The organism is Pseudoteredinibacter isoporae (assembly GCF_040372805.1).
GTDB lineage: Bacteria > Pseudomonadota > Gammaproteobacteria > Pseudomonadales > Cellvibrionaceae > Pseudoteredinibacter > Pseudoteredinibacter isoporae_A.
In genome coordinates, this window is record NZ_BAABWJ010000006.1 from 65962 (window position 1) to 91803 (window position 25842).

A 25842-nucleotide genomic window follows, 5' to 3' on the forward strand; every position below is an offset into this window, starting at 1 on the left:
CCTGTCCCACTGCATTTCTGTCGGAGGTTATTTTAGATCGCTCGCGTGACAGAACCAAGGCAATGGCTGATATTTATTCCCGGTGCAATGTCCGACTCAGGACTGCTGATATTTTTCAGGGTTCGTGGCGTAATCCGCGGGTTTGTCTAATTTCCCTTTGTGAAACGGTGCCGAGCATTGACGTAAAAAAGTTTTTGGATATTCCGGGTTTAACAAACCAATATCTCCCACCTCTCGGTCTTTCGGCCAATAAAAGGTTCCGAACACCAGATCCCAAACAATCAGGTTGTTGCCGTAATTACTGTTGGATTCGCGAATCACTTTTGAATGATGAAAGCGATGCAATTCCGCCATGGCAAACACATAATTTAAAGGCCCTAGCTTGAGCTGAATATTGGAGTGCTGAAATAAACCGTGAATACCAGTAGTCACAAAATACAAGGCCAAAACCTCGGCATTCGCTCCCAGTAAAATAAATGGCAAGGTTTCAGGAATATGCAGCAGAATTTTTTCGAGCGGATGAAAACGAGCGGCATTCAACCAGTACAGACGCTCAACACTGTGGTGGACCGCATGAAAACGCCATAAGAACGATAGTTCATGGGCCCAACGATGCACCCAGTAACGTCCGAACTCCGCCAACAGCAAGGCCAACACGAGCTGCAGTGCCAACGGCCATTGATGCGGCCAACTCTGCCCACTGAAGAACTGCAGGTTTTCACTGCACCATATCGTTGCGGACGCCAGAGCTGTCATCCAAAAAGCCGTCAACAGTCGAGGCCACAGCGACTGAATCAAGAACAAATAGATCACATCCGTCATCACGTCCTGATGACTCTCGCTCCAGACGTTCCGGTATGGCGTCCACCACTCCAGCCAAATCATCCAGGGAATGGTCCAGGCTATCATAACAACAAACGGCGCCAAGGCCGGGTTTTCCAGGGGGGTAAACAAGAGATAACAAGCGACCAGTCCCCCCGATAGCACAAGGGGAAACGCGATATAGGGCATAATTCGTTGCATAGAAGCAAGCCTCGATGAGTATCTTTATTCTTATGGGAATCAATGTTACCCATTATTCACAATCAAGGTCAAGCAAGTACAAGATTCTCAATCGAACCATCGTATTAACAGGTGACAGAGACTACGCGAAGCCCTAAGATGCGATCCTTTCGCCAAAGCCATGCTTTGCCTACCTCACCATAAGGAGCCCCAGAATGAAGATTGATCTGGCCACATGGTCCCGCCGCGAGCATTTCGAATTTTATCGGGAATTCCAAGAGCCCTACTGGGGCTGCTGCGTAGATTTGGAAATCAGCAAACTGCTCCAGCGGAGTAAAGAACAGGGATTCTCTTTCACCGCAGCCTTGTTGTTTGCCGCCACAAAAGCCGCCAATCAAATCGATAATCTGCGCTACCGCCTTGTTGGTGATGACGTGATCGCATTCGACACCGTGCATATCTCCAACGTGTTTATGCGAGCGAATACGCTGTTCAGCTTTGGCTATGTTGAATACCGCAATGATTTCCAACAACACTGCAACGACTTCGCAAAAAAGCAGGAACATGCACGCAAGGCGACACAGATATTTATGGACGAGGAATCCGGGCAAGCAAACGCCCTTCATTTCTCAGCCCTCCCCTGGTTAAACTTCAGCAGTATGAGTCACGCCAGAGCGTTCTCCGCGTCCGAAGGTTGCCCCAAGATATCCATAGGAAAAATCAGCGAGCAGACAAAAACCAAAACACTGCCCTTTTCCGTACACGTTCATCACGGCTTTGTAGATGGCTATCATATGTCCCAATACCTTGACGCCTTACAGGATCTATTAAACCAGCCAGATTGGGCTATACCCGCCTAACCATCGAAACGAACTCTTCGCCCTCTCCGACAGAGGGCAACCATTTCTCTCAATCGCAAACTTCCACAATTAACACTTTAGAACCAATTTTAAAAATCATTATCCCGCTCAGTATTCATACAGAAAACTGTGATACATTTCACACCTGCCTATCAAAGGGAAACCAAAAGCACCCTACAGTTTGGGGAGGAGTCATCACAATGAGCGATGAAACAGTGCCGGTAGCGAACGACACTCAAGCAAGTGAAGCACAATCAACACCGGTCCATGACATTGAAGCGCTCCTCGAAGGTGGCAAAAGCCTGGACGATATTTTAGATCTCGATCCGGCTGCTGCCGGCTCGGACACTGGCGGCAGCTCCAGCGTGGCCAATGCGGTACGTTTTGATTTAAACGGCACTCAAGTGATTCCATTAGCGGGTTTTGACACCCATGCCGCAGGCGATGCCTTATTCCCCGTACTGCCACAAGAACAAAACACCGACAATGAGGTCTTTGCTGAACTCAGTGTTCGCATCATTGATGGTGGTGACGGCCGACTCAATCAAGAAGAAGCGCAATCTGTTCTTATTCAGGGCCAAGCCAGCGGTATTGAAGCTGCCGCGGGTAGCGTGATCAATCTGACCATCCGCAATCAAGATGGCTTAAGTTTGCTCGCTCGCGCCATTACGGATGCCAACGGCCAATACCAAGTCTCCATGGATTTAAGTTCCTTCCAGGATGGCGACCTTATCACTGCAATAGCCACACTGAGTGATCTCGCCGGTAATCAATTAAGCAGTCAAGATCAATCTCTTATTGATCTGAGTGTGCAAGGTGATATCCGTATTACCATCGATGATGGCGGCGATGGCGTAATCAATCAGGAAGAGCAAAGCGCGGTGACGATTCGCGGGCGCTATCGAGGAGACGAGGCACTACCTAACCAACAACTTATCATTACAGTTAGCGACGACAATGGCCAGCTCATTACGGTCCCCACCACACTCGACGATCAGAATAATATTGAAATCGTGGTTGACCTCAGTGGCTTCGAGGGTGAGGTTCGAGCAATTGCCCGCTTACAAGACCTCGCCGGTAATTCACTCAGTGCAGAAGATCGCAGCCGCATTGACGCCCTGCTCGACGGTGACCTCAGTATTGTCATTATGGACGGTGGTGATGAACTGCTGAATTTTTCCGAACTGACACATGTCGAGATTCGCGGACAAATCAGCAGCGAAGAAATTCAAAGCGGCTCAGCCGTCACGCTACTCATTCAGGATGAAAGTGGTCACCTCATAGCGCAAACCGTTTTTGTCGACGATCAAGGCCAGTATCAAACCGTCGTGAATCTCAGCGATTTTCAACATGGCGACATCGTCTCTGCCACCGCAAGTGTTCAAGATGCTGCAGGCAATACCCTAATTGCCGAAGACCGCAGCAGAATCGATGCCCTTTATGACGGCGACATTCGTGTCAATATCATTGATGGAGGCGATGAACTCATCAACATCGCCGATGCCCAAAGCACCACGATCAGCGGGCAAGTGAATCGAGAAAACAGCGCCAGCCCAACCGTGCAGCTTCTGATCGAAGATCAAAGCGGAAACCGCCTCAACACTCAGGCCGATATATCAGCCGACGGCCAATATAGCGTACGGGTGGATTTCAACAGTTTCAATCAAGGGGATACCATTACCGTCACGGCCAGCACTCAAGACATCGCCGGAAACACGATCAGCGCCAACGACACCTCCGTTCTCGAAGCGCCTGCCCCTCTGCCGTTGTTGCAGGCCAATGACGATGAACATGAATTTCACGGTCACGACATAACCGGCAATGTCATTAATGGCTCCGGTGCAGACCTCTATACCGGCCCGGTTCACATCAGTCGCATCACCTATCGGGGGATCGACATTGATCTCAACACAGCAGTAACTATGCAAGCGGCTGTCACCAACAACGGACAGAATATCAACTACACAGTCTCTGCAAGTGGGCAACTCACCCTCAACAATATGGATGAGCAAAGTTACCTAACTTTTGATCAAAATGGCGACTACCAGTTTCAAGTCGGCACTCAGAACGTCGAGAACAACGAGCAAATTCAATACACCCTAATGGATGGATTCGGCCAAAGTGACACCGCACGTTTAACCTTAATCGTTCCTACCAACAACGCAGATACCCTGACAGGCACCAATAACACCACCATGGGCGATACACTCTTCGGGCTCGCGGGAAATGATGACATTCGCGGGCTGGATGGCAACGATAATATTTCAGGTGGCAACGGCGCAGACAGCCTATACGGCGATGAAGGCGACGACCAAATCCAGGGCGATTCCGGTTTTGATGAACTTCACGGTGGTCAAGGTAATGACACGCTTGAAGGCGGCAATGGCAAAGATCGACTCTATGGCGACGAAGGCAACGACCACATCGACGGTGGAGCCTGGGACGACTTGATCTACGGCGGTATAGGCAACGACACCCTGATCGGCAATACCGGCATGGACATTATTCTCGGTGAAGACGGCATGGACAACATTCACGGCGGCGACTGGGACGACAGCATTTCAGGGGGTGACGGTAATGACATCATTCGCGGTGGCCGTGGCCTGGATGTAATGGACGGCGGCGCAGGAAGCGACACCTTCATTTTTAACCAACAGGACAATGGCAGCAGCTCGCAAACGAATCAGGACACCATTTACCATTTCGACACCAGCGAAGACATCATTAACCTAACGGACCTACTGACAAACTACGACCCTGGCGCCGGCGATAGCATCATCGACTTTTTGGATATACAGTTCCTCAGCATCGAACAAATGCTCCCCAATACCGATCACCAAAACGCCATACCCGGTAATGTGAGGCCAACCTTCAACAACGGCACAGTAGATACCATCATTCGCATCGATATCGATGGCGACGGCTCCTTCAGCGGCAACACACAAGAAATTGTGTTAGCCGATTTGGATCTCAGCAACCTGGGCAATAATGAAACCGACATCCTGCAAACCCTGATTAACCTTGGTGTGATTATTTATGATTGAAGGCGACAACATGGGGGAATTGAAAACACCAAAATGATCTTAGGAGTACCTAATCAGTTCTCGTAGAATTTCAAACAACCTATGGCCTTCCTCAATCACCTAGTTAGCTCGACATGGTAATTACAATATAAATATTCGATCACAGAGTGCGGCTATCAACTGTATGCACCGGCCCAATTTGCTCGCCCTGCTGGCAGGAACTGATCACCCAATCCAGCTAACACTGCCCGCCTTGCTGTTAGAAGTGATCACATCGACTACAACTGGATATCCTGCATAGTCTGCAAACTACTTATCTTTCAGTTTATTAAAGCCGAAATATCTATATACGGCATATACAAGAGTTACACTAATAAAGATGGCACTTCCTCCTCCCAGATATGAATCATTAATCTTAAAAAGGTCGAAAATGTCTTCAAGACCAACACCAGAAGCTTGATATGAGCCTATATATATAATCGACAGAGCTAAGGCCACCATAGACGTAGCCAGTATTATTAAATAGCTTCCATTTAATTTCACAATCCCAGCTGCTAACATGAAAACAAATTGCAAAGGCAATTGATAAGACAATAATCTAAACCAAATCCCCCCAGCCCCTACTGCTATGGCGTCAAATACTGAAAATTTAGTAGTAAAAATCGTATGCAATGTATATATAGCGGTGAACATTAGTAATTCCAACACTACAAATAACATCGTAAATAAAAACATGTCCTGAATTTTTTTCATATTAGTAACCATGACGAGCAATTGACATCATTGATTGTCCAAGAACAATCCGGTGAGAGGTATCCCAGAAATTAAAGTTCTCGTTGAATTGTGACTCAACGTATTCCACTCCTGCTTGCATATCTCTTGGCATAAAAAGTCTTGGAAAGCCATCAACAAATGAAGCACTAATCGGTACTAAAATTGAGCTTGGGATGGCAATTGTCGTAGGATCGCCGTTAACTGCATATTTTTCAATATTATACGACTGTATTTGTATCTGCTCACTTTGAACTAGTAAATTATCAAGGTTTTGCCCTCGCTGCGTAATTTCTCCTGACATTAGTTTGTCGAATAGCCCCCTATTATGCTCAAGTAATGCAACACCTAATCCATTCAAATACTTTCCAGCATCTGGGGTGAGCATCCATTCTCGGCTTGCAAAATAGTCATTCAACTTAGCAGCAACTCCAAACCAAACCACGTCGATTCCAGCCTTATCCAGTAATTTCTGCATTTCCCCATATATTTCTGCGCGTTCTGAAAATGTTGCCCCCTCTAAATTCAAAGGACTATCAGTATTAGCCTCATTACATTCTCCCGAATTCCAACAGTCTAATGCATCCTCCTCATCTGGAGTCAAGGCACCCACACCCCAAATAGGGTCACCTGCTTCCTCTCCAGGTTCACATATTCCTACTCTCAATATGCAGAACCAGAAAGACTTATCATCGCCAGTTAAAGTTAGATCTTCTCCTAAAAGATTTGGGTCTTCATCGGCAGTATACCCAGTAGGATCTGTATATCTCAGTGGATTATTAAAGGCATACGTGTAACGATTGTAGTTACGCCCATTATCTGGCTCTGCAGTGACAGGGTCAGGACTCATCATTTTACCCAGCTCGGCCGAATAAACCCGCCCATTCATATGAATAATGTCCACACCTGACAGGTGTTCATGGCCGGTGTAGCCGCGATCGAAGTTGTCGAAGCTTGTTGGAGCTTGATAAGTACTGGCCCAATCGGTGGCACTGCGTCGTTTACCCCAAGCGTCGTAGCTTACTTCACCTAGAGCACTGCCATCGCTTTCTTTACTGATAGTCGTGATCGATCCTAAATGATCACGGTGCAGGTATTCATGATCTGTACTGGGTGTGCCCCCTGTTTTCTCACGACGCATCATCACTACTCGACCGTTCGCCCGAACTAGGTGGCGATACTCTGTCGAGCTACCCTGAGCAATAACTTCAAAGTTACCGCCGACATAATGAACGACTCGATCCGCTTGACCGGTTTCTTGATAAAGCTGGCGATAACGCGCGCGGTTAGGTCCGTAACTGAACTCATAACGATGGCTACCTTCGGTTAAGGTCAGTGGCTTGTTGTAGCTGCTCCAAGTTGCGCCGGGCATATTGTCGCCGGCAAAGAAGTTGCCATTGTCATCGTAGCTGTAATTGGCGGCCACGCCATTCAAAACGGTATCAATCACCGCATTGGCACGGGTGGCGCTGTAACCGTAGCTGCCGATGTCAGATTTCAAGGTGATGTTATCGGCTTCGTCAAAGCCGTAATCCACTTTGGTTTGACCAGCAACTTGAGCACTGGTTAAACGATCCAAATTATCGTAGGTAAAGGCTTCGCTCAAATTGCGCGTAACATCCTGGCGTTGGGTCATATTGCCCAGATTGTCATAGGCGTAGTTAAAATGTTGTAAGGCGTTATTGTCCGCTTTTACGGTTTGCTGCGAAGTGACTCGCAAACTGTTGGCCGCATAGGTTTGGGTTAAGGTACTGCCATCCCCCATCCATTGCTCGGTTAAGCGCCCTGCCGCATCCGTATTGACCAGCTGGTAATACACCTCGGTATCGGCATCGTTCGTGACACGCTCCAGGAAGCCCAAATCATTGTATTGATAACGCGCTTTCCACCCCGTCGGACTCCCCGGAGTCGCCGGATACGTTATGGTTTCCAGATTACCTTCATTGTCGTAACTCATTCCCTCGGTGTAACTCACACTTTGGATCTGAGTCGTGGTTGAGGTTAAGCGACCAAACTGACCGGCCGCGTACGCGTATTGACGACTGAAACCCGTCATGCTTTCGCGATGCAGTTTACCCAGGCCCATATTGCCATTGGCGGTATTGTCATATTCCCATGTGGTTGTGCCTTCGGGTTCATAGCGATGGGTCATACGCCCCAAAAGGTCATAAGCAAATTGCACGCTTTGACTGGCGGCCCACATTTTGGGACTCACTTCTTTAACACGTTGACCCAAGGCATTGTATTCGTAGCTGTAGACGCCATGACTTGGATCGTCTTGCTGAGTCATACGCCCCAAACGATCGTATTGATACAGCACAGAGAATTGCTTGCTCAGCCCCACCGCGCTGCGCACACGAGTACGCTGTCCCGCGGCGTTATAGCTGAAGTCAGTTTTAGTACCCGCTTTATCAACAGACTCAATCAACCAACCATTGGCATTCGTTTTGGCCACTTGGCGGCGATTGGCATTGTCTTTCACGCCCGCTTCAAAACCATCGTAATCAAACGTGGTATCCGAAACATTATCCGCCGCATCGACCGAACTGATTCGATGATACGCATCGTAGTGCGTGGTATTCCACACCGGAGTATCACCATCGAAGTATGCTTCTGACACTCGATATTGGCGACCATAGGCATCGTATTGTGTATCTTGATTCACGTAGCGGCCGTCGAAGCTTTGGGTGCGGACACGCACTGGGCGACCGAGCATGTCGTAGAAGGTTCGTACGGCGGGTTTGCCTGTGGGGATGACTTCGGTGTAGTATTTTGCATTGTTGTTTTGGCCGGTGGTGTCGCGACGCATAGCGTACTGAACAGTATTCCCATCGGGCAATACTGTTCCCGTAGCGGAACCGTAATTGTCAAAAGAGAAAGTTTGAGCGAGGCCATTAACGTCTTGTTGAGAAGTTAAGAACCCTTCTCGAGACCAAGTGTATGAGGTCTTATGCCCCACAGCATTATGTACAGATTTAGGTTGCAATCCCCAGCTATGATACTCAGTAAGGTTGGATCTCGTTGTAATGCCAGGCCCGGAAATCTCGACTTTAATCGGACGCCCCTTGCTGTTGTATTCAAAACGCTGAGTCAACTCCAGAGGCGCGCCTGAATTAGGCTCCTGATAGCGGTGATGCACTAATCCATTCGCATAGTAATCAAAGCTGGTTGTACGAGTGAGCGCAATATCAAATACACCACCTTGACCAAACTGTACCTGCTCTTGGTCCAGCTGAGCCAAGCGCCAAGTGCTGGCATTAACGGTAAAGTTACGCTGCTTTTGTGTATTAAACGTCACTCCAGTTTCATGATCATTGAGCTCAGCGTTCGAAAGAGTTACGTTGCCGTAGGTATCAACAGTATTGTTAACAATACGTGTACTGAGCAAACGGCCATCTTCCGGATCGTATTTTTGGCTCGTTGAACTGCTCACATACGGAAATACTGGACCGCTACCAATCGTGCCCTGAGTAGCGTACGTGTACTGAGTACGAGATAAAAGACGAGCACTGGCAATATGTTCTTTCTCAATTTCAACTGGACGACCAATTGTAGGAAAAACCTGAGAATAATGTGTTTTTGTTGTAATACCCGTTTGAGAGTTACTGACCGTAATTTTCTCAAAACCCAAGTCCCCTCTAGCATCAACACTCAGTTTTCGGCCTTGATAATGATAAGTCTTAGTCCACTCGCCACCCATACCATTCGGTTGTTTCAAAGTATGTACTACTGTTCGGCCACCCGTTACATCTTTCATCGGCAAGGCTGATCCAGAACTTGCAGTATGTACAACACTATTCGCAATAGAGTCATAGCTAAACTCCGAATACGCACCTACACTATTCGTGATCTTGCTAACCTTATTAGCATCTACAGTTTTATTGATTTGGAGTAACATCCTGCCGATTTCCCCATAGGTGTATATCGGGACATTTCTGAAATAACCGGTTTTACAATGATTCGCTAATGAAATCACATGATCCGACTTACCGTCGTTATTAAAATCTAAAATCTGGCGATGGAAATTGTGCCCTTTTGTCGCATCGCCACTCGCAATACCATTCAGTATGCTGAATGACCCACCAGCCGATTGTCCATACGGAGGAGATAATACAGACACTCCGCCACTTACTTTATATTTATCACTATTGTGCGCGGCCTGTGCATTAATGTGTTGGAGTAATTCATAGTGGAAACTTGAGCTATCTAAATAGCCATCTCCATTCACATCGGGAATAAGTCCGGCATTGGTATAAAAATGATCATAAGATTCAAACCCGGAGCCATCATTAATACGGTAATGCCAACCTGTTTGGCCATTGAGTTCTTTATATTCCAACCGATCAGGCAACCCATCCTTGTTAACATCCATATACGATGCATTCGGAGATTGCTCGTAAGGATAGTTGTTTGAGTTATTACTCCAATTTTGAGCACTCGAAAAAATAGAGCCATTGTTGATGTGAAACGCCAAACTCCCCGAGACAATATCTATTAATCCATCACTGTTAACATCAACCCAAGACCTGCCCTTGTCATAGTATCCGTTCACACCCGCGGCCCATTTGGTTGCCACTGAAAAATCACTGCCTGTATTGAGGCGAACATAGACATCGAACCATGCAAAATCCAGATTTTGTCCACCCTGATTGCGTCTAGTGCTGTACCGATAGATAGACACAAAATCGAGACGCCCATCACTATTGACGTCTCTCAAACTATGCTCTGAATCCAATGGAGCCGTTGTGTATGTCTGATTTCCCCACACCGTTTCAGCAGGATCAGTGGGAGATAAACCCCAATTTTGAGTAGAAAAACCCGTACCAGTTGATAGTGAGACTTCTATATTGCCAGAAACATCCTCATCAACATTGACAATGTCGGTTTTACCGTCGTTGTCGATGTCACCAAACAGCAGCTCCTCGACATCATTTGCAGCGTCACTGGACCAAGTTTCTACAGTATCACGGCTACTGAGCCAGAGCTTCGGACTAAGTATGGATGATGCATCAAAAGTAAATGAGCTTTGCGGCTCAAAGAACAGGTAATCCACTCGGCCATCGCCATCAAAATCATGCCAACGCGGGTAGTCCTGCATTTCTTTCGGGCAAGAGCGCGAGCCATCGGCAGGAATAGGTTCAAAGGGAACGTTTAAGAACTGGGGATCAGCAGTCAATGCGCCATTTCCAGCCCATTCGATATTAAGTGTCTCTGGGCACCCCCCCTTCCCACATTTTTTGATAGAAGTTAGCTGATCCACAGGAGATGGGTTTTTATAACGAAAGTAAAGTGTAGAAACTTTATCGTTGCGAACATAAACCTCAGCACTTTGAATTCTCTTAAAAGAAAAGGTTTTCCTGAACCCGCCTTGCCTCCCAGTGCGCCAAGATCCCTCACTTTTAAACTCAACTCTGTAACTATCATTGAAAGAGTTGTTATGCCCAAAAATAATTTTCCTAATTTGGTAAGAACTGTAATTCGCAGATCGGTCATACTGGTATTTATACATATTACCTGATCGATCTTCGACTTTACCTAAAGCCCAGGTGACTACGAGATTCCGTTGCCAAACTTCGATCTTTGATGTCTCAACTCCATAATGCTTAATAAGGCCTGATTTCGTTTCAACTTTAAATGACAAAGGCCCACTTTCGCTTTGTCCCTGTGAGGTAATTCGAGCAAATCGGTCGTTTTCAGTTCGGTACTCCGTTCCATTTGCTCCGTAAGTACCTTGGATAGCAATTAGGCGTTGGCCATTCAAACAAAATCTATCATCACTGTCGTATCCAATAGTTCCAACTTCGCCGTCATGCAGCATTGTTTTGGAACAACGCTCAATTTTGTCGTCAATGCCTCGAATCGACCAGCCTTGTCCCAAGAGCCCTTCTTTTGCATTACTGTTGTAATAGATACTCAGATTTGGGCGTAATGCTCCGATATGCTCAGGGATTTCAAAGGGGATTTCGTAGACAGCGGCACCAAGGTGATCAACGCGGGCCTGTCCACCCAGTTCGCCTCGATAGTAACCACCCAAATTCGATTCCAAGGTGATATTAGGCAAACTCAACCCAGGCGGGGTGGCCGTTTGAGCGGCTAGGCTTTGTTGAGCGGTAAATAAGACGATTTGCGAAAACAGAAATAACGCGATAGGAGAGCGCAGCAATGAATGCATCTTCGTTCCTTGAAATGACCACAGGGAGTTAGGGTTTATGTTCCGAGAGAAACGATAAACTGTAAGTTTAGACAAATCAATCCAAACCCATCACAAAAAACCGCCCAACCCAACAAGAACAGCTCAAAAATCAAACAACATTAGGATATAGAAACATTAAAACACCCATTTGTAGTAGCTTTGTCCTAGGCGAGAATATGTCCTAGGCGAGAATCTGGAGTAATCACCTCAATTAGGCCCATTTACCCTCTCACCTCATTTCTCTCAAAATCAGGCACCTCACATATACAAAAAAGAAATAAGCTTATTCCAAAATTGACATAAGGTCATGCCCCCCCTATCCTAGCCCAACTTCTAATCACACTCTGGGATGTATCAGCATGTCTTCTAGCCTTCCGGTGGCGGATGTTCGCGGTTTCTTCGATCCTGAGACATATACCATTAGCTATCTCATCAAAGACCCGACAAGCTCGGCCTGTGCAATTGTGGATTCAGTCTTGGATTACGATCCCGCGTCCGGGCGAACATCTACGCATAATGCTGATCGCTTGGTGGACTTGATTAACAACGAAGGTCTGCAGTTGCAGTGGCTGCTGGAAACCCATGTGCACGCCGATCACCTTTCCGCCGCGCCTTATATCCAACAGAAGCTGGGCGGGAAGATCGCCATTGGGGAACACATTACACAGGTGCAAAGTGTCTTTGGGGATTTGTTCCATGCGGAAACCGAGTTCGCTCGGGATGGCCGTCAGTTCGACCAATTATTTCGAGATGGCGATGAATTTACGATTGGCGGACTGAAAACAAAGGTCATTCATACCCCAGGCCACACTCCCGCCTGTATCAGCTACTTGGTCGAAGATGCGTTGTTTGTGGGCGACACCCTCTTCATGCCGGATTACGGCACTGCTCGCTGTGACTTTCCCGGCGGGAACGCACGCATTTTGTATCAGTCCATTCAAAAGTTATTGAGCCTGCCAGATCACATTCGGGTTTTCTTATGCCACGACTATTTACCCGAAGGCCGAGAGGAATATCAATGGCAAAGCACAATTGCTGAACAACGTAAGAATATTCACGTGGCTGATGTCGGTGAATCTGAATTTGTCGCGATGCGCCAACACCGTGATGCGCAACTCACGATGCCTCGCCTAATCTTACCTTCGGTGCAAATCAATATGCGGGCGGGTCACAAACCTCCAGCAGAATCCAATGGAACTCGATATTTAAAAATTCCCTTGGACGTACTTTAAAACCGTAGCCCGTTCCGGTACGAAATAATCGAGAAAGGCCATGCACTCTACACTCTTGCCCAGTGTTTTCCCCTGGAAAAAGGATTATCACAAACGTGATATACCTGCTGATGCCCTGGCCTCGGTTATTGTTACTATTCTCCTGATACCACAAAGCCTTGCCTATGCCATGCTGGCGGGGCTGCCAGCTCAAATGGGCTTGTATGCCAGCATATTGCCGTTATTGGCTTATGCAGTATTTGGCAGCAGCCGAGTTCTGGCGGTAGGCCCCGTCGCGATCATTTCACTGCTTACCGCCAGCACGATTAGCCAGTACACCGGGGAACAGGCCATTCAAGCTGCCATGTTATTGGCAGCGATCTCAGGCGCTCTATTAGTACTGATGGGTTTGCTGCGATTAGGATGGTTCGCCAGTCTGCTATCCCATGCCGTGATGTCGGGTTTTATTTTTGGCTCGGCTCTATTGATCGCCTTGGGTCAGCTGAAACATTTTTTGGGGTTTCCACTCGCCGGTCATACACTACCCGATATGCTGAACAGCTTTGTGCACAATCACTCAGCCTTTAGTAGCCTTGCTCTCGTACTTGGTTTGGCTAGCCTGGGACTGCTGATTCTGAGCCGCCAATATGCTAGCGCTCTGCTTAAACGCTGTGGCGTCAGTGAACACAATGCCGAACTGTTCGGCAAAGCCGGGCCGATCGTCGTGATTGTTATCGCGATTTTGTTGGTGAAATTCCTGGGCCTTGATCAACAGGGCTTATCCATTGTGGCGAGTATTCCAGCCGGTCTCCCTGATCTTCAGCTTCCCGAGTTCAACGGGCCGTTGGCTCGGGATCTTTTTCCCGCAGCGTTAATGATCAGTTTGATTGGTTTTGTTGAATCCGTGTCCGTTGCACAATCGCTCGCCGCCAAACGCCGCCAACGTATTGAGCCCGATCAGGAACTGCTCGGGCTCGGCGCCGCCAATATGGCTGCGGCTTGCTCAGGAGCTTACCCCGTGACCGGCGGCTTTGCTCGTTCTGTGGTGAGTTTTGACGCGGGCGCCCTCAGCCCGATGGCCGGTGTGTTCACCGCTATTGGCATTGCCATGACCTGTCTTTTCTTAACGCCGTTATTTTATTATCTGCCCCATGCCACCCTGGCAGCGACGATTATCGTTGCCGTCAGCTCTTTACTGGACTGGCATTCGATTCGGGATACCTGGCGCGTCAGCAAAGTTGATTTTATCGCCTTGATTACGACCCTCTCTCTGGTATTACTGCAAGGCGTGGAAACGGGTATTTTTGCGGGCGTCGCCATTTCCCTTGCGCTCCATCTTTGGAAAACCTCACGCCCACATATTGCCGAGGTAGGTCTGATGCCCGGCACCCAGCATTTTCGAAATAAAGACCGTCATTCAGTTATTTGTAGCGGTGCGGTACTGTCGGCGCGGGTGGACGAGAGTTTGTATTTTGCGAATATTCGCTACCTGGAAGATAAGCTCTACGCGGAAGCCATCAGCCGAGAAGGCGTCGAACATGTCGTGCTCATGTGCTCTGCTATTAACAGCATTGATTACTCTGCCCTGGAAGGTCTGGAATCCCTCAACCAACGCTTGCACCACGCTGGCATCCGCTTTCATTTATCGGAAGTTAAAGGTCCGGTGATGGATCAGTTACAAAAATCCCGTTTTTTGCAGAGCCTCAGCGGCCAAGTGTTCCTAAGCCAGTACCAGGCCTTTAACCAACTCTGCAACGAACTTGATGCAACACTGACACCAAGAATCTAGAACCCCCTGTGAGCGCAGGCAAGGTAACACGGAACTAATCCAAATCAGCACTGCCCAAACACTATCCTTAAACGCTTCGCTAACTTTTGAATCCAGTGCAATTGGAACAGAGTACTTACCTATCAACGGACGAATGCCCACTGGCGCCGGAAACTAAACCGTTCTTGCCGGCACTTTTTTTGGCACACAATCCCGACATTGGCTTTCCTGCCCCACAAGACAAACTGATCTCAGGCTGGGATGGCCCGGCACTGTTTACTACCCTCGCCGCGTTTGGGATTTTTATCAGCCTGGCGTTTCTGAGCCAACCGGAATTCGATACACCAAACTCTCACACAACATTAAGTGTCAGTCTAAACACACCCCAAGCCGTCAGTGAACCGCCTGTTCGCAAACCCGAAGCGGAAACGGCAAAGGTCGAAGCGGCAATCACACCGCAGAGCACAAACGCCCCAGCGCCTCAGGCTGACCACCCACAACCCTCACAGAAAACAGAGGCTACAGACCAGCCTCCTCCCTCGCCCGCAATTGATTACTCTCTGATTCAATCCATCATTAATGACGATTCTGGCAGCGAAAGTCCGCTAGGAACGGAAACTGAACAAAACACCGGGCCACATAACACCGTTTTCGACAACAAGTTCCGTCAGTACCTACACAGCGAGGAACTGAAAGAATTCAATCGCCGTCGTGAGTCGGTTGATATTGGCAACTACAACGATGGTACTGCTGAGCATTTCAGTGATGGTAATGGCCACTGTTTTAAGGTTATTGATAATGCCGGAGAAACCATGTGGGTCAGGAAAAACTGTTTAAAGAAGCAAAAGCGTGAACTTGAATTTGGACGGCTCAAGCTCAATTAAATGATGTGAGGTCAGGTATTCTGAATAGCAGGTTTCCCCTCAAGAGAGCCATGGATAACCCTATTGTTTTTTGAACGTCCAGGGTATGGGCGGCCGATGAAGAGTTTCATCGGCCCGCTTATGTGTCTCTAGAAAGTAATGGCCACCTTCACCTTGACACGAATGTCGGCGACCCGCATTACCACTTCCATACTAAAACTTATAACCAACCTCTTCATGCAAGACGATATCCAGGCCTTCCACTTCCTCATCATCGCTCACACGAATACCATCAGTCATTAAGCCAACGAGCTTTAACAACACAAAGGTCACAATCCCGGTATACACAAACGTTGCAGCTACACCCACGAATTGAACCCAAACCTGCCCGGCCATGGTCTCAATGCCATCGGCAAAACCCCAGCCGGAAAAGACCCCTAGATCTTGGGACGCGAACACACCGGCCATTAAGGTTCCTATAATGCCACCCACACCGTGCACCGGGAAAACATCCAAGGAGTCATCGATCAGCAACTTACGTTTAATCCATTGCGTTGCATAGAAACACACAACGCCGGCAACCAAACCAATAACTAACGCACCGCCCGGGCCAACAAAACCCGAAGCCGGTGTAATCGTACCTAAACCGGCAACCATACCCGTTACAATACCCAACACACTCGGTTTGCCATGGCGAAGCCACTCAATGGTCATCCAGGCCAAGGAACCGGCGGCAGCAGAGATATGCGTCACCAACATGGCCATCGCTGCATCACCATTGGCGGCCAACGCGGAGCCGCCGTTAAAACCAAACCAACCTACCCATAACATACCGGCACCGGTTACCGTCATTGTCAGATTATGCGGAGGCATCGGCGTGCGCGGATAGCCACGACGATTGCCAATCACCATCGCGGCAACCAATGCACCTACGCCAGCAGTAACGTGCACAACCGTCCCCCCGGCGAAATCAAGTAAGCCCATTTCCTGCAGCCATCCACCGCCCCAAACCCAGTGGCAAACCGGAGCGTACACAAAGATTAACCAAGCCGCACTGAACAGTAACATCGAAGAGAATTTCATACGTTCGGCGAACGCACCCACAATCAACGCAGGAGTAATAATCGCAAAGGTCATTTGGAAAATGAAAAATAACGGTTCGGGAATATCGCCGCTCAGGGTTCCTGCATCAATGCCATACAAAAACGCTTTGCTGAAATCACCGATCCAGCTGTTGCCTTCAGCGAAGGCCAGACTGTAGCCGAAGACCAACCATAAAATAGACGCTACACAAGCGATGGCAAAACATTGCATCAATACCGACAGTACATTTTTACTGCGTACCAGACCGGCATAAAAAAGAGAAAGCCCTGGCAGGGTCATGAATAAGACAAGGGCGGTGGCGGTTAGAATCCAAGCAGTATTGGCGCCGTTCAGGGCATCGGCATATACCGTGTTGGGTAGCGCTCCCCCGAGCAAGACCAATGATAATAATCGTTTCATAGAGCACATCTCTTTTTTGCTATGGTTTTTATATGGCCTCGCACAGCCAAATCAGAGGTGGTATAGCAGTAATCGTGCCTAAAACGAAAAAAGCCGGGCGTGCCTTGGAAACAGGCATACATTCAAAGGCTTGCACCAGGGCGGTGATTTTAGGGAGGGCAAAACTGCACTAGAACAAGGCAGATATAGTGAGGGAATACTGGCAATGCACCATTATGACGCATTGCCAAAGAGAAGCTCAGAAAGAGGCCTTGAGCCTATCGCCCCAGCTGCTCAGACAGGCGGAAACGGTAGTCAAAGGTGACATCCTCATCATTGATCATCAAGGCAAAGGCACGCCAGTGCCCCTTAGGGTCACGATAAAAGCCGGCCAAACTGCTGATTCTCAACATCGTGCCCGTTTTTGCACGAATATGATCACGAGCGCTCGGTAGCAACCAACGCCAAGGACGCATTTGTTCAGCCACTGACAACAACTGCTTAGTGTTCAAACGGTTTTTGCGAGAGAGACCGGCGCCATCGAAAATTGCGAACTCTTTCCAAGCCAGCTTGTCACGAAATCGTCGGCTGGCATAATCAATAGCCGCTTGCTCGCTCACCACTCCGCCATTGGCTTCAGCACCCAATAAAAGAAACAATTGATTCGCTGTGTAATTGTTCGAATACTCCAGCATTTGCTCGACGACGCGAGCCATGGTTTTGGAATTTTTATGAGTGTAGACTTTTTCAGCGCCTGCTGGCAAAACGGAGATTTCAATGGGCAACTGCTTGCCAAAAACAATTTGGCTAAACACTTCAGCGAAATACTGAGCGGCTTTATCACGACCACCCGGTAAGCTCATGCGATAGCTGCCCTTCACCCACCGACCAAGTTTTTTGGCCATTGGCGTCATAGGGGTTTGGGCCTCACCAGAATACAAACCCCGACGGTCGCGTTTTAAATAAACGGTATTGTAATTAACACCGATTGCTGAATTGGCCGCATCATAAGGGTTGTTTGATTTGCCTCGACCATCCAGATTGATATCGGGAAAATAACTGTGATCGACGGCGAGCTTTTTAATACCGCTTAAATCCAGTTTCTTATCTAAAGCCAAGGCCACCAGTTCCAATTCTTCTGACGTTAGATTTGGATCGCCTAAACCTCGCACCCACAGTGTATCGCCTGAACGATAAAACTCTGTGCTTAAACGATGGTCTTCCCCCCAGCGATCCAGTGCCAAATAAGCGGTCAGGAGTTTCATTGTGGATGCTGGAATCAGTAATTTTTCGCTGCGAATATCAACAGCGTCTGGCCCGGCAGCGGTCAGCAAACTCGCTTCGGGCATAGCCTTAACTTCGTTCAGGTAGTCTGCCAGAGGCTTGGCCTGACTGCTGGCAGCAAAGCCCACCGTCAAAGCGGTTGTTAGTACAACGTTGACAGCAACTCTGGAGCGAGGGCTCTTAAATTTGGAAATAAAACGTTTGATCATTATTTAGTCTTTCTTATTACGGCGTTTGAAGCGACAAAGCATGGGATTCTGCCACTGATCAGGGATCATTGAAAGCGAGAGAATCCGGGCGATAGATGCCCCGGTCCATTCCCGCGCTGAAAAACCGGGGCTTAGGCTTAGAGGACTAAAGGCGAAGAGAGTTTCGCAGGCGTCGAAGCTGTTGAATAATGGCTTCTTGCTGCTCGGTATTCGGGGGCAAATACAACAGCTTGTAGGCCAACTGTGTATAGCGCCCCAATATGCCGGCGAGTTCCGGTTTCTCAGAACCTATTCGCTCAGCAAACTGCTGCGCCGTTTCCGCAGGATTCCGCTGCCAACCCGATCGCTGAAGCTTCTGTTCCAACAATAACCAGGGAAGCAGCTCAGGGGGCGGCGGTAACGGCCGCGCTCGCCACCACAACCACAAGCCCAATATTGCCAGCATCAACGTCGCCGAAGCCATCAATGCCGCCACAATGCGCCAATGCTCATCGCCACCCAGAACTTTTTGAAAAAAGATCAGCTGCTGCTCCTGATCGTAACTTAACACCCAGCTCTGCCAGCTGTAGTTCAAAGCATCCAAGCGCATTTGCACCTGCGCCAGCCAGGGGGCTTGGCGTAACTCGGCAAAACCATTCGTTTCACTGGCAGCACTGGCCTGCTCAATGTACTCCCGAAAACCCAACTCGATCCGCTCGGGTGCCACGGCGTTGGTCGGGTCTACGCGCTGCCACCCGACGCTCGGCAACCAGACTTCCGCCCAAGCATGGGCATCGGCCTGAGTGACGAGCAGATATTGCTCATCGTCATTCCACTGCCCTCCCTGATACCCTAACACCACACGCGCGGGAATATCCGCCGCGCGCATCATCACTACAAACGCGCTGGAGAAATGCTCGCAATAACCACGCTGACGATTAAACAGAAAATCATCGACCGGGTTTTCGGCCGCGAGAGCGGTGTCTTGAAGGCTGTAGGTAAACTCCCCCTGGAACCAACGTAGCGCCTGAGCAATGATCTGTCGATCACTTTTACCTTCTTGGCGCCACGATGCCACCAACTGCGCAGTGCGTGGATTCACATCCTGTGGAAGCTGTGTGTTAATAAAACGCTGGCCGCGAGTCAGGGAATCGATTTCTCGAGAAAACTGGGGGTAGGAACGCACCCGATACAACAAACGCTGAGCCACAGGGCTCTCACGCAAATGCAAGAAATCATCCGTTGCAATAACATTATTGAGCCCCACTTCCGCCGTAGCCATACTGAATAACCAAGGTTGAAAACTGGGTTCCATCATGACTTCATAGTCAAAAAACAGCACATCCGCCTGCCGACGGTATCCTGTGAAGTCGACCTTCCACTGCGGCGGCTGTTTCCGTTCCTGCTGACGCAAATGATGGTAACGTAAACGCGCGTTGCGATTCTGAAAAGGCATTTCCCAGCGACGACCATCGAAGGCGCTTAAACTGAGCCCCCGCCAATATAACTCCCGTTGAGCGGGTGGCTTTTTATCCGCAAAATCAACCCGGAACGCCGGCGAATAATCCTTGTTTAACTGGCTGATGTTGCCTGGTGCCATGGAATCACTGAAGCCAGTTTTGCCACTGCCACTCGACATGGGTACCGTCCAGAGGGAGCCAATGCGCGGCATAATAAAAAACAACAGTACGGCCAGGGGCACAGCCTGCACAATAATCAGTGAGGACTTTTTCAGGCTTTGCCAAAGTGATTTGGATTCAGTTGCGGTATGCAGCGCCATAAAGGCGGTGAGCAATAAAGTAAATGAACATACCGCGTATAGAAACGCCAGGATACTGGTCGAAAATAACAGCTGAGTAGAGCCGACAAAAAAGCCCAACAACAAAAGCAACAGCACGTCCCGTTGCGATTGCAGCTCCAAGAGTTTCAACAAAAACGCCAGTAGCAACAAAGCCACCAAAGGCTCCAGTGCAAACAATTTGCCAAAGCTTAAGATCAGTGCGGCCACCATGGCCAGCGCCAAAGGAATTTTTACAATCGATTTGGGTGCGTCATAAACTCCACGAACAATCTGTACACGCCAGGCAACACAGACAGTCCACACGAGTATTAACCAACTCGGCAAGTGTTGCAGTAAAGGAAGTATCACCGCCGCCTGCGCGATCAGCAACCACCAGAGTGCTTTGCGGGGAATTTGATAAACTAAGCTCACACCCCGCCCTCCAGATAATACCCCACGTCGATTGGAGCCAATTGCGCCGCTTCAAAACTGGCCAGGCAACGCAAACAATGTAAACGATGTTCAGGCCCGATATTCGGTGCTATTTCCATCCCCGGCAAACGCATGCCAAAAGGCTGCACACCCTCGGCCAAGTGCAACAACCAATCGCAGAGACGTTGCAGGCGAGCTTCACGATCCATTCCTGGCAACGCATCCCAATCGATCCATAATTGCTCATCTGCATAGGCCTGAAAGTCTTTTACGAACAGGCCTTTACCCTGAGCATAATGTTTCCAGGAAATGTGTCGCAGGGATTCACCATCACGATAACTGTGAAAACCGCTGAAATCCTCTGCGCCTTCAAGCAACACGGGCTCGCTGTCACCGCTGCCTTCACTGCTTGCACTGGCCGGAAGCGGCCCGGCATCCACCGGTTTTGGATAAACCAGTGCTTCAGCATCAAAACGCAACCACGTCCAACAACGCAGTAAACCCAAGGGATAGCGGCTTTCAACACATAACAACGGTGGTGAAACTGGTCCTCGCCGAGGGGCAGTAAAGCTCAGTGACAGCCGCAGGGGCTCCTGCTCTTCAATGTGCACAGCTTTTGGGAATTGCCCCGCCCAAAACAGGCGAACATCAGGGTAGTCACGCTTACCCTGACTGCTCAAACGCAGATTCACTTGCAATTCATCGCCAACAAAGCCTTCCTGAATCTGCATCAGCTCCACTTTCAAGCCTGCGAGACTCGCATGGGTGTGCAGAATACAAGTGATTAAAATGCTACCCAGTAAAAAGGCCAAGGCGAGAATCAGGTTATTGTCGTAGTTCGTGCCCAACAGCCACATCAACAACATAACCAGTAACAGCGAAAAGCCAGAGCCGGTAGGAAAAATAAACAGATTATTGCGATCCAGAACAAACGCTGATTGGGCTCGGCGCCGCTTTAAGGCCCAGCGACGAATACGCCGGCGTACATTGGCGACCCACCCTTGCCCAATCTCGTTTTCACGAGCGCTTGATAACGGGCGTTTGTGTTTTTGCGCGGCCACAGCCATTAGCCCTGCAGAACATCCACAGCATTAATAACGATGTCCACCAGCTGACCTTGACCCGCAGCATGACTGCTCGCCCGCAGTCGGTGCTCCATCACAGAGGGCATCACTGCTTGCACATCTTCTGGGAGCAAATGCTCTCGCCCTTCGACCAGCGCCCAGGCTTTTGCAGCAGATACCAACGCCAAAGCACCACGTGGGGAAATGCCATAGCTGAAGCCATCGTAATCGCGGCTGAATTGCACCAGGCGCTGAATATAATCTAACACATGATCGCTGATATGAACCTCACTGGTTTTCGCCTGCAGTTCTGCCAGTTGCTCAAGGCTCATAGTGGCCTGCAGCGATTTTAAGAACTCTCGGGGGTTCACGCCTTTTAACAGCAATCGCTCAGCCGCCGCAGAAGGGTAGCCCAATGAAATACGCATTAAAAATCGATCGAGTTGAGATTCCGGTAAAGGAAAAGTACCGGACTGGTGCACCGGGTTTTGAGTTGCCAACACGAAAAAAGGTTTAGGCAATGGACGAGTTTCACCTTCAATGCTCACCTGCCCTTCTTCCATGGCTTCCAGTAACGCACTTTGGGTTTTTGGCGTGCTACGGTTAATTTCATCAGCCAGCAGCAGTTGTGTAAAAATGGGACCGGGGTGAAAATCAAAACGACTGTTTTGAGCATCGAAAACGGAAACACCCAATAAATCGGCTGGTAACATGTCACTGGTGAACTGGACACGCTGGTATTGCAACCCCATTACCGCAGCGAGCGCATGAGCCAAGGTGGTTTTACCCATACCAGGCAAATCCTCAATGAGCAAATGCCCTTTCGCCAATAAACAGGCCATAGCTAACTTTAATTGTTCTTCTTTCCCCAGTACGACTTTGCCAAGTTGCTCAAGTGATTGCTGCAATACCGAATGGCTCAAGGGTATCTCCTATTTGGCCAACTGAATAAAAATAAGGGCTGCCATTCCCAGGCAACCCTTCTATTTATGCTTTCCTATAGTGCTTTCAGCCCGCGTTCCATATCGACAATTAAATCGTCGATATCCTCAAGACCAACAGCGATACGAATCAGGTTTTCGCTGATACCGGCTTCAACTTTTTCTTCCGGGCTCAGACGAGAATGCGTAGTGGTTGCCGGGTGCACAATTGTCGTTTTAACATCCCCTAAATTCGCTGTCAGAGAAACCAGACAGGTGGCATCAATAAAACGCCAGGCCGCAGCGCGCTGCTCAGAGGCTTCACTGACTTTCAAGCGGAATGACAAGACACCACCAAAACCACGTTGTTGCTGTTTCGCCAATTCATGGCCGGGATGCTCTGGCAAACCGGCGTAGAAAACCTGCTCAATGGCCTCCTGTTGCTGCAGCCATTCCGCCAGCTTCTGGGCATTCTGGCAATGGGCATCCATACGCAATCGTAAAGTTTCCAAACCCTTTAAAAATACCCAGGCATTAAACGGTGCCATCGTCGGCCCGGCGGTACGAACAAAGCCTAAGACTTCTTCCATATCCGCTTGGTTCCCCAGCACAACTCCGCCCATGCAGCGCCCCTGACCATCAATGTATTTGGTGGCAGAATGCACAACAATATCGGCACCCAATTCCAAAGGTCGTTGCAACGCCGGCGTGCAAAAACAATTATCGACCACCAAACGGCAGTTGTTGGCTTTTGCCAATGCCGACACAGCGCCCAAGTCCGCGACATCACACAGCGGGTTTGATGGGGTTTCCAAAAACAGCATTCTTGTTGTTGGGCTCATCGCTGCGGTCCAACTGTCGAGATTAGACAGCTCCACAAAAACCACGTCGATACCAAATTTCGCGAGAATTTTGCTGAATAAATTACTGGTGCTGCCAAAAACACTGCGCGATACCAACACTTGATCACCCTGCTCTAACAAGGCCATGCAGGTTGACAATATGGCCGCCATACCCGACGACGTTGCCACAGCGGCTTCCGCCCCCTCAAGCACGGCCATTCGGTCTTGGAAAACTTTCACCGTTGGGTTGGTATAGCGCGAGTACACATTCCCGGCCTCATCACCGGCGAATTTGGCAGCGGCATCCGCCGCAGACTCAAAAACATAGCTGGAGGTGTTGAATAAGGGTTCGCTGTGCTCACCTTCCGGCGTGCGACGATGCCCAGTGCGAATCGCAAGGGTGTCGATATTGCAAAGTTCTAAAAATTCATCATTCATGGTGGTCGCCATTAAACACTATCGCTAACAGGCTTTTCTGGGAGTACCCACAACAAAAAAGCCCAGGGGATTTCCCTGGGCTTTCTTAACTGGCACCTAAGCCAAGCCCTACAGGGCTTTAGTGTAGCCCGAGCAGCTCAGACATACAAAATAACAGCTGTTTATAAGACTATTCCACAGCGCCGTTGTGGAGACCAATAACCGCAGTATCATCCGAGCTCACCGCCTTTTTGGCTTTGGCACTGTCGTTGCGCGCAGCTTCCAGCTTGGCAAAATACTGCTCGTCGACATCACCTGTGATGTATTCGCCGGTAAACACGGAGCAATCAAATTGTTCAATATTGGGGTTACCATCTTTGGATGCGGCCACCAGATCCTCAAGATCCTGATACAACAGCCAATCGGCACCAATCTCTTTACAGACTTCCTCATCAGTTTGACCACTGGCGATCAGTTCTGTCGCCGAAGGCATGTCGATGCCATAAACATTCGGGAATTTAACCGCCGGTGCGGCTGAGGCAAAATACACCTTGTTGGCGCCTGCATCACGAGCCATTTGGATGATTTGCTGACAGGTTGTCCCGCGAACAATCGAATCATCCACCAACATAACGTTCTTGCCTTTGAATTCCAGTTCAATGGCATTGAGCTTCTGACGTACGGATTTCTTACGCTGCTGCTGTCCGGGCATGATAAAGGTGCGGCCAATGTAACGGTTTTTCACCAAACCTTCGCGGAATTTCACATTCAGATTGTGAGCCAGGGCCTGGCCGGCCACACGACTGCTGTCAGGAATAGGAATGACCACATCGATATCGTGTTCTGGGCGCTCACGGAGGATCTTCTCAGCCAGGCGTTCGCCCTGGCGTAGACGCGATTTATACACCGAAACGCCGTCAATGATGGAATCGGGGCGAGCAAAATACACATGCTCAAAAATACAGGGCGACAGGCTCACCTCTTCGGCACAGATCGCACTGTGCAACTCGCCTTCGGTACTGATAAAAATCGCTTCACCCGGCGCCACATCGCGCTCAATGGTATAGCCGCTAACATCTAGAGCGACGCTTTCCGAGGCGATCATATACTCGGTTCCGCTTTCCGTTTCACGACTGCCGTACACCAAGGGGCGAATGCCGTGGGCGTCGCGAAACGCAATAATGCCGTAGTTGGCAATCATGGCAACACAGGCATAGCCACCTCGAACACGCTTGTGCATGGCGCGAATGGCGTTAAAGAAATCTTCTGGCTGGGGCTTGGCCTTGTTTTGCTTCAAGAGCTCATGAGCAAACACATTCAGCAGCAACTCGGAATCAGAATCGGTATTCATGTGGCGCAAGTCGTTTTGCAACAGCTCGCGTTCCACTTCTTCAGTGTTCGTCAGATTACCGTTATGAGCCAAGGCAATGCCGTAGGGCGAGTTTACATAGAATGGCTGGGCCTGAGCCGGGCCGGAACTGCCCGCCGTGGGATAACGTACATGCCCAATGCCGTAGTTCCCCACCAAGCGCTGCATATGACGCGTGCGAAACACATCACTCACAAGGCCATTGGCTTTGTGCTGAGCCAAACGTCCATCTTGGCAGGTCATAATACCGGCGGCGTCCTGACCCCGATGCTGTAACATGGTCAATGCATCATAAATCTGCAAATTGACATCACTTTTGCCGACAATACCAACGACACCACACATAAAGCCTACGCTCCAGACAATCACAGCG

The 25842-nt window shown here is 49.2% G+C and carries 15 protein-coding genes; 5 read left to right on the top strand and 10 right to left on the bottom strand.

Annotated elements, in window-relative coordinates:
• Nucleotides 1–96: 96 nt before the first annotated feature.
• Nucleotides 97–1023, bottom strand: coding sequence for a sterol desaturase family protein (locus tag ABWW03_RS12995; protein ID WP_353408762.1), 927 nt, complete (start codon nt 1021–1023; stop codon nt 97–99).
• 194 nt (nt 1024–1217) lie between these two features.
• Here ABWW03_RS12995 and ABWW03_RS13000 point away from each other — a divergent pair, with 194 nt between their 5' ends.
• Together ABWW03_RS13000 and ABWW03_RS13005 are read left to right on the top strand one after the other, a co-directional pair.
• Complete coding sequence (locus tag ABWW03_RS13000) at nt 1218–1862, top strand: CatA-like O-acetyltransferase (protein WP_353408763.1); 645 nt, start codon at nt 1218–1220, stop codon at nt 1860–1862.
• Nucleotides 1863–2062: 200 nt separating this feature from the next.
• A complete protein-coding gene (locus ABWW03_RS13005) occupies nt 2063–4906 on the top strand; it encodes a hypothetical protein (RefSeq protein WP_353408764.1) in 2844 nt (947 codons plus the stop codon).
• 288 nt (nt 4907–5194) lie between these two features.
• Here ABWW03_RS13005 and ABWW03_RS13010 read toward each other — a convergent pair whose 3' ends face one another.
• Nucleotides 5195–5638, bottom strand: a complete 444-nt coding sequence (locus ABWW03_RS13010; RefSeq protein ID WP_353408765.1) for a hypothetical protein — start codon at nt 5636–5638, stop codon at nt 5195–5197.
• Between the two features lies 1 nt (nt 5639).
• Nucleotides 5640–11828, bottom strand: a complete 6189-nt coding sequence (locus ABWW03_RS13015; RefSeq protein ID WP_353408766.1) for an RHS repeat-associated core domain-containing protein — start codon at nt 11826–11828, stop codon at nt 5640–5642.
• 380 nt (nt 11829–12208) lie between these two features.
• Here ABWW03_RS13015 and ABWW03_RS13020 point away from each other — a divergent pair, with 380 nt between their 5' ends.
• From ABWW03_RS13020 to ABWW03_RS13030, 3 genes are all read left to right on the top strand, one after another.
• Nucleotides 12209–13081, top strand: a complete 873-nt coding sequence (locus tag ABWW03_RS13020) for an MBL fold metallo-hydrolase (RefSeq protein ID WP_353408767.1) — start codon at nt 12209–12211, stop codon at nt 13079–13081.
• A 40-nt stretch (nt 13082–13121) separates the two neighbouring features.
• Complete coding sequence (locus tag ABWW03_RS13025) at nt 13122–14849, top strand: SulP family inorganic anion transporter (protein WP_353408768.1); 1728 nt, start codon at nt 13122–13124, stop codon at nt 14847–14849.
• 86 nt (nt 14850–14935) lie between these two features.
• Complete coding sequence (locus ABWW03_RS13030; RefSeq protein WP_353408769.1) at nt 14936–15712, top strand: hypothetical protein; 777 nt, start codon at nt 14936–14938, stop codon at nt 15710–15712.
• Between the two features lie 192 nt (nt 15713–15904).
• On the opposite strand, the gene ABWW03_RS13035 is transcribed toward ABWW03_RS13030, so the two are convergent.
• The 7 genes from ABWW03_RS13035 to purF form a co-directional block, all read right to left on the bottom strand.
• Entirely contained in the window at nt 15905–17194 is a 1290-nt protein-coding gene (locus tag ABWW03_RS13035) for an ammonium transporter (RefSeq protein ID WP_435372758.1), read from the bottom strand.
• Between the two features lie 257 nt (nt 17195–17451).
• Nucleotides 17452–18666 (bottom strand): D-alanyl-D-alanine carboxypeptidase, encoded by a 1215-nt coding sequence (locus ABWW03_RS13040; protein ID WP_353408771.1) that lies wholly within the window; start codon nt 18664–18666, stop codon nt 17452–17454.
• A gap of 145 nt (nt 18667–18811) precedes the next feature.
• Nucleotides 18812–20857: a DUF3488 and transglutaminase-like domain-containing protein gene (locus ABWW03_RS13045; RefSeq protein WP_353408772.1), complete on the bottom strand. Its 2046-nt coding sequence runs from the start codon at nt 20855–20857 to the stop codon at nt 18812–18814.
• Nucleotides 20854–21924, bottom strand: a complete 1071-nt coding sequence (locus tag ABWW03_RS13050; protein ID WP_353408773.1) for a DUF58 domain-containing protein — start codon at nt 21922–21924, stop codon at nt 20854–20856. The genes ABWW03_RS13045 and ABWW03_RS13050 overlap by 4 nt, the downstream gene beginning before the upstream one ends.
• Nucleotides 21924–22844: an AAA family ATPase gene (locus tag ABWW03_RS13055; RefSeq protein ID WP_353408774.1), complete on the bottom strand. Its 921-nt coding sequence runs from the start codon at nt 22842–22844 to the stop codon at nt 21924–21926. Before ABWW03_RS13055 ends, ABWW03_RS13050 begins: the two co-directional genes overlap by 1 nt.
• A 74-nt stretch (nt 22845–22918) precedes the next feature.
• The gene (locus ABWW03_RS13060) at nt 22919–24121 is read right to left on the bottom strand and encodes an O-succinylhomoserine sulfhydrylase (RefSeq protein WP_353408775.1); all 1203 of its coding nucleotides are present in this window, start codon (nt 24119–24121) and stop codon (nt 22919–22921) included.
• Nucleotides 24122–24290: 169 nt separating this feature from the next.
• Nucleotides 24291–25814 (bottom strand): amidophosphoribosyltransferase, encoded by a 1524-nt coding sequence (purF, locus tag ABWW03_RS13065; RefSeq protein WP_353408776.1) that lies wholly within the window; start codon nt 25812–25814, stop codon nt 24291–24293.
• Nucleotides 25815–25842: the final 28 nt, after the last annotated feature.

Coding starts and splice junctions, on each gene's coding strand:
- ABWW03_RS12995 (WP_353408762.1), bottom strand. CDS start 1,023: ATGCAACGAATTATGCCCTATATCGCGTTTCCCCTTGTGCTATCGGGG.
- ABWW03_RS13000 (WP_353408763.1), top strand. CDS start 1,218: ATGAAGATTGATCTGGCCACATGGTCCCGCCGCGAGCATTTCGAATTT.
- ABWW03_RS13005 (WP_353408764.1), top strand. CDS start 2,063: ATGAGCGATGAAACAGTGCCGGTAGCGAACGACACTCAAGCAAGTGAA.
- ABWW03_RS13010 (WP_353408765.1), bottom strand. CDS start 5,638: ATGAAAAAAATTCAGGACATGTTTTTATTTACGATGTTATTTGTAGTG.
- ABWW03_RS13015 (WP_353408766.1), bottom strand. CDS start 11,828: ATGCATTCATTGCTGCGCTCTCCTATCGCGTTATTTCTGTTTTCGCAA.
- ABWW03_RS13020 (WP_353408767.1), top strand. CDS start 12,209: ATGTCTTCTAGCCTTCCGGTGGCGGATGTTCGCGGTTTCTTCGATCCT.
- ABWW03_RS13025 (WP_353408768.1), top strand. CDS start 13,122: ATGCACTCTACACTCTTGCCCAGTGTTTTCCCCTGGAAAAAGGATTAT.
- ABWW03_RS13035 (WP_435372758.1), bottom strand. CDS start 17,194: ATGAAACGATTATTATCATTGGTCTTGCTCGGGGGAGCGCTACCCAAC.
- ABWW03_RS13040 (WP_353408771.1), bottom strand. CDS start 18,666: ATGATCAAACGTTTTATTTCCAAATTTAAGAGCCCTCGCTCCAGAGTT.
- ABWW03_RS13050 (WP_353408773.1), bottom strand. CDS start 21,924: ATGGCTGTGGCCGCGCAAAAACACAAACGCCCGTTATCAAGCGCTCGT.
- ABWW03_RS13060 (WP_353408775.1), bottom strand. CDS start 24,121: ATGAATGATGAATTTTTAGAACTTTGCAATATCGACACCCTTGCGATT.
- purF (WP_353408776.1), bottom strand. CDS start 25,814: ATGTGTGGTGTCGTTGGTATTGTCGGCAAAAGTGATGTCAATTTGCAG.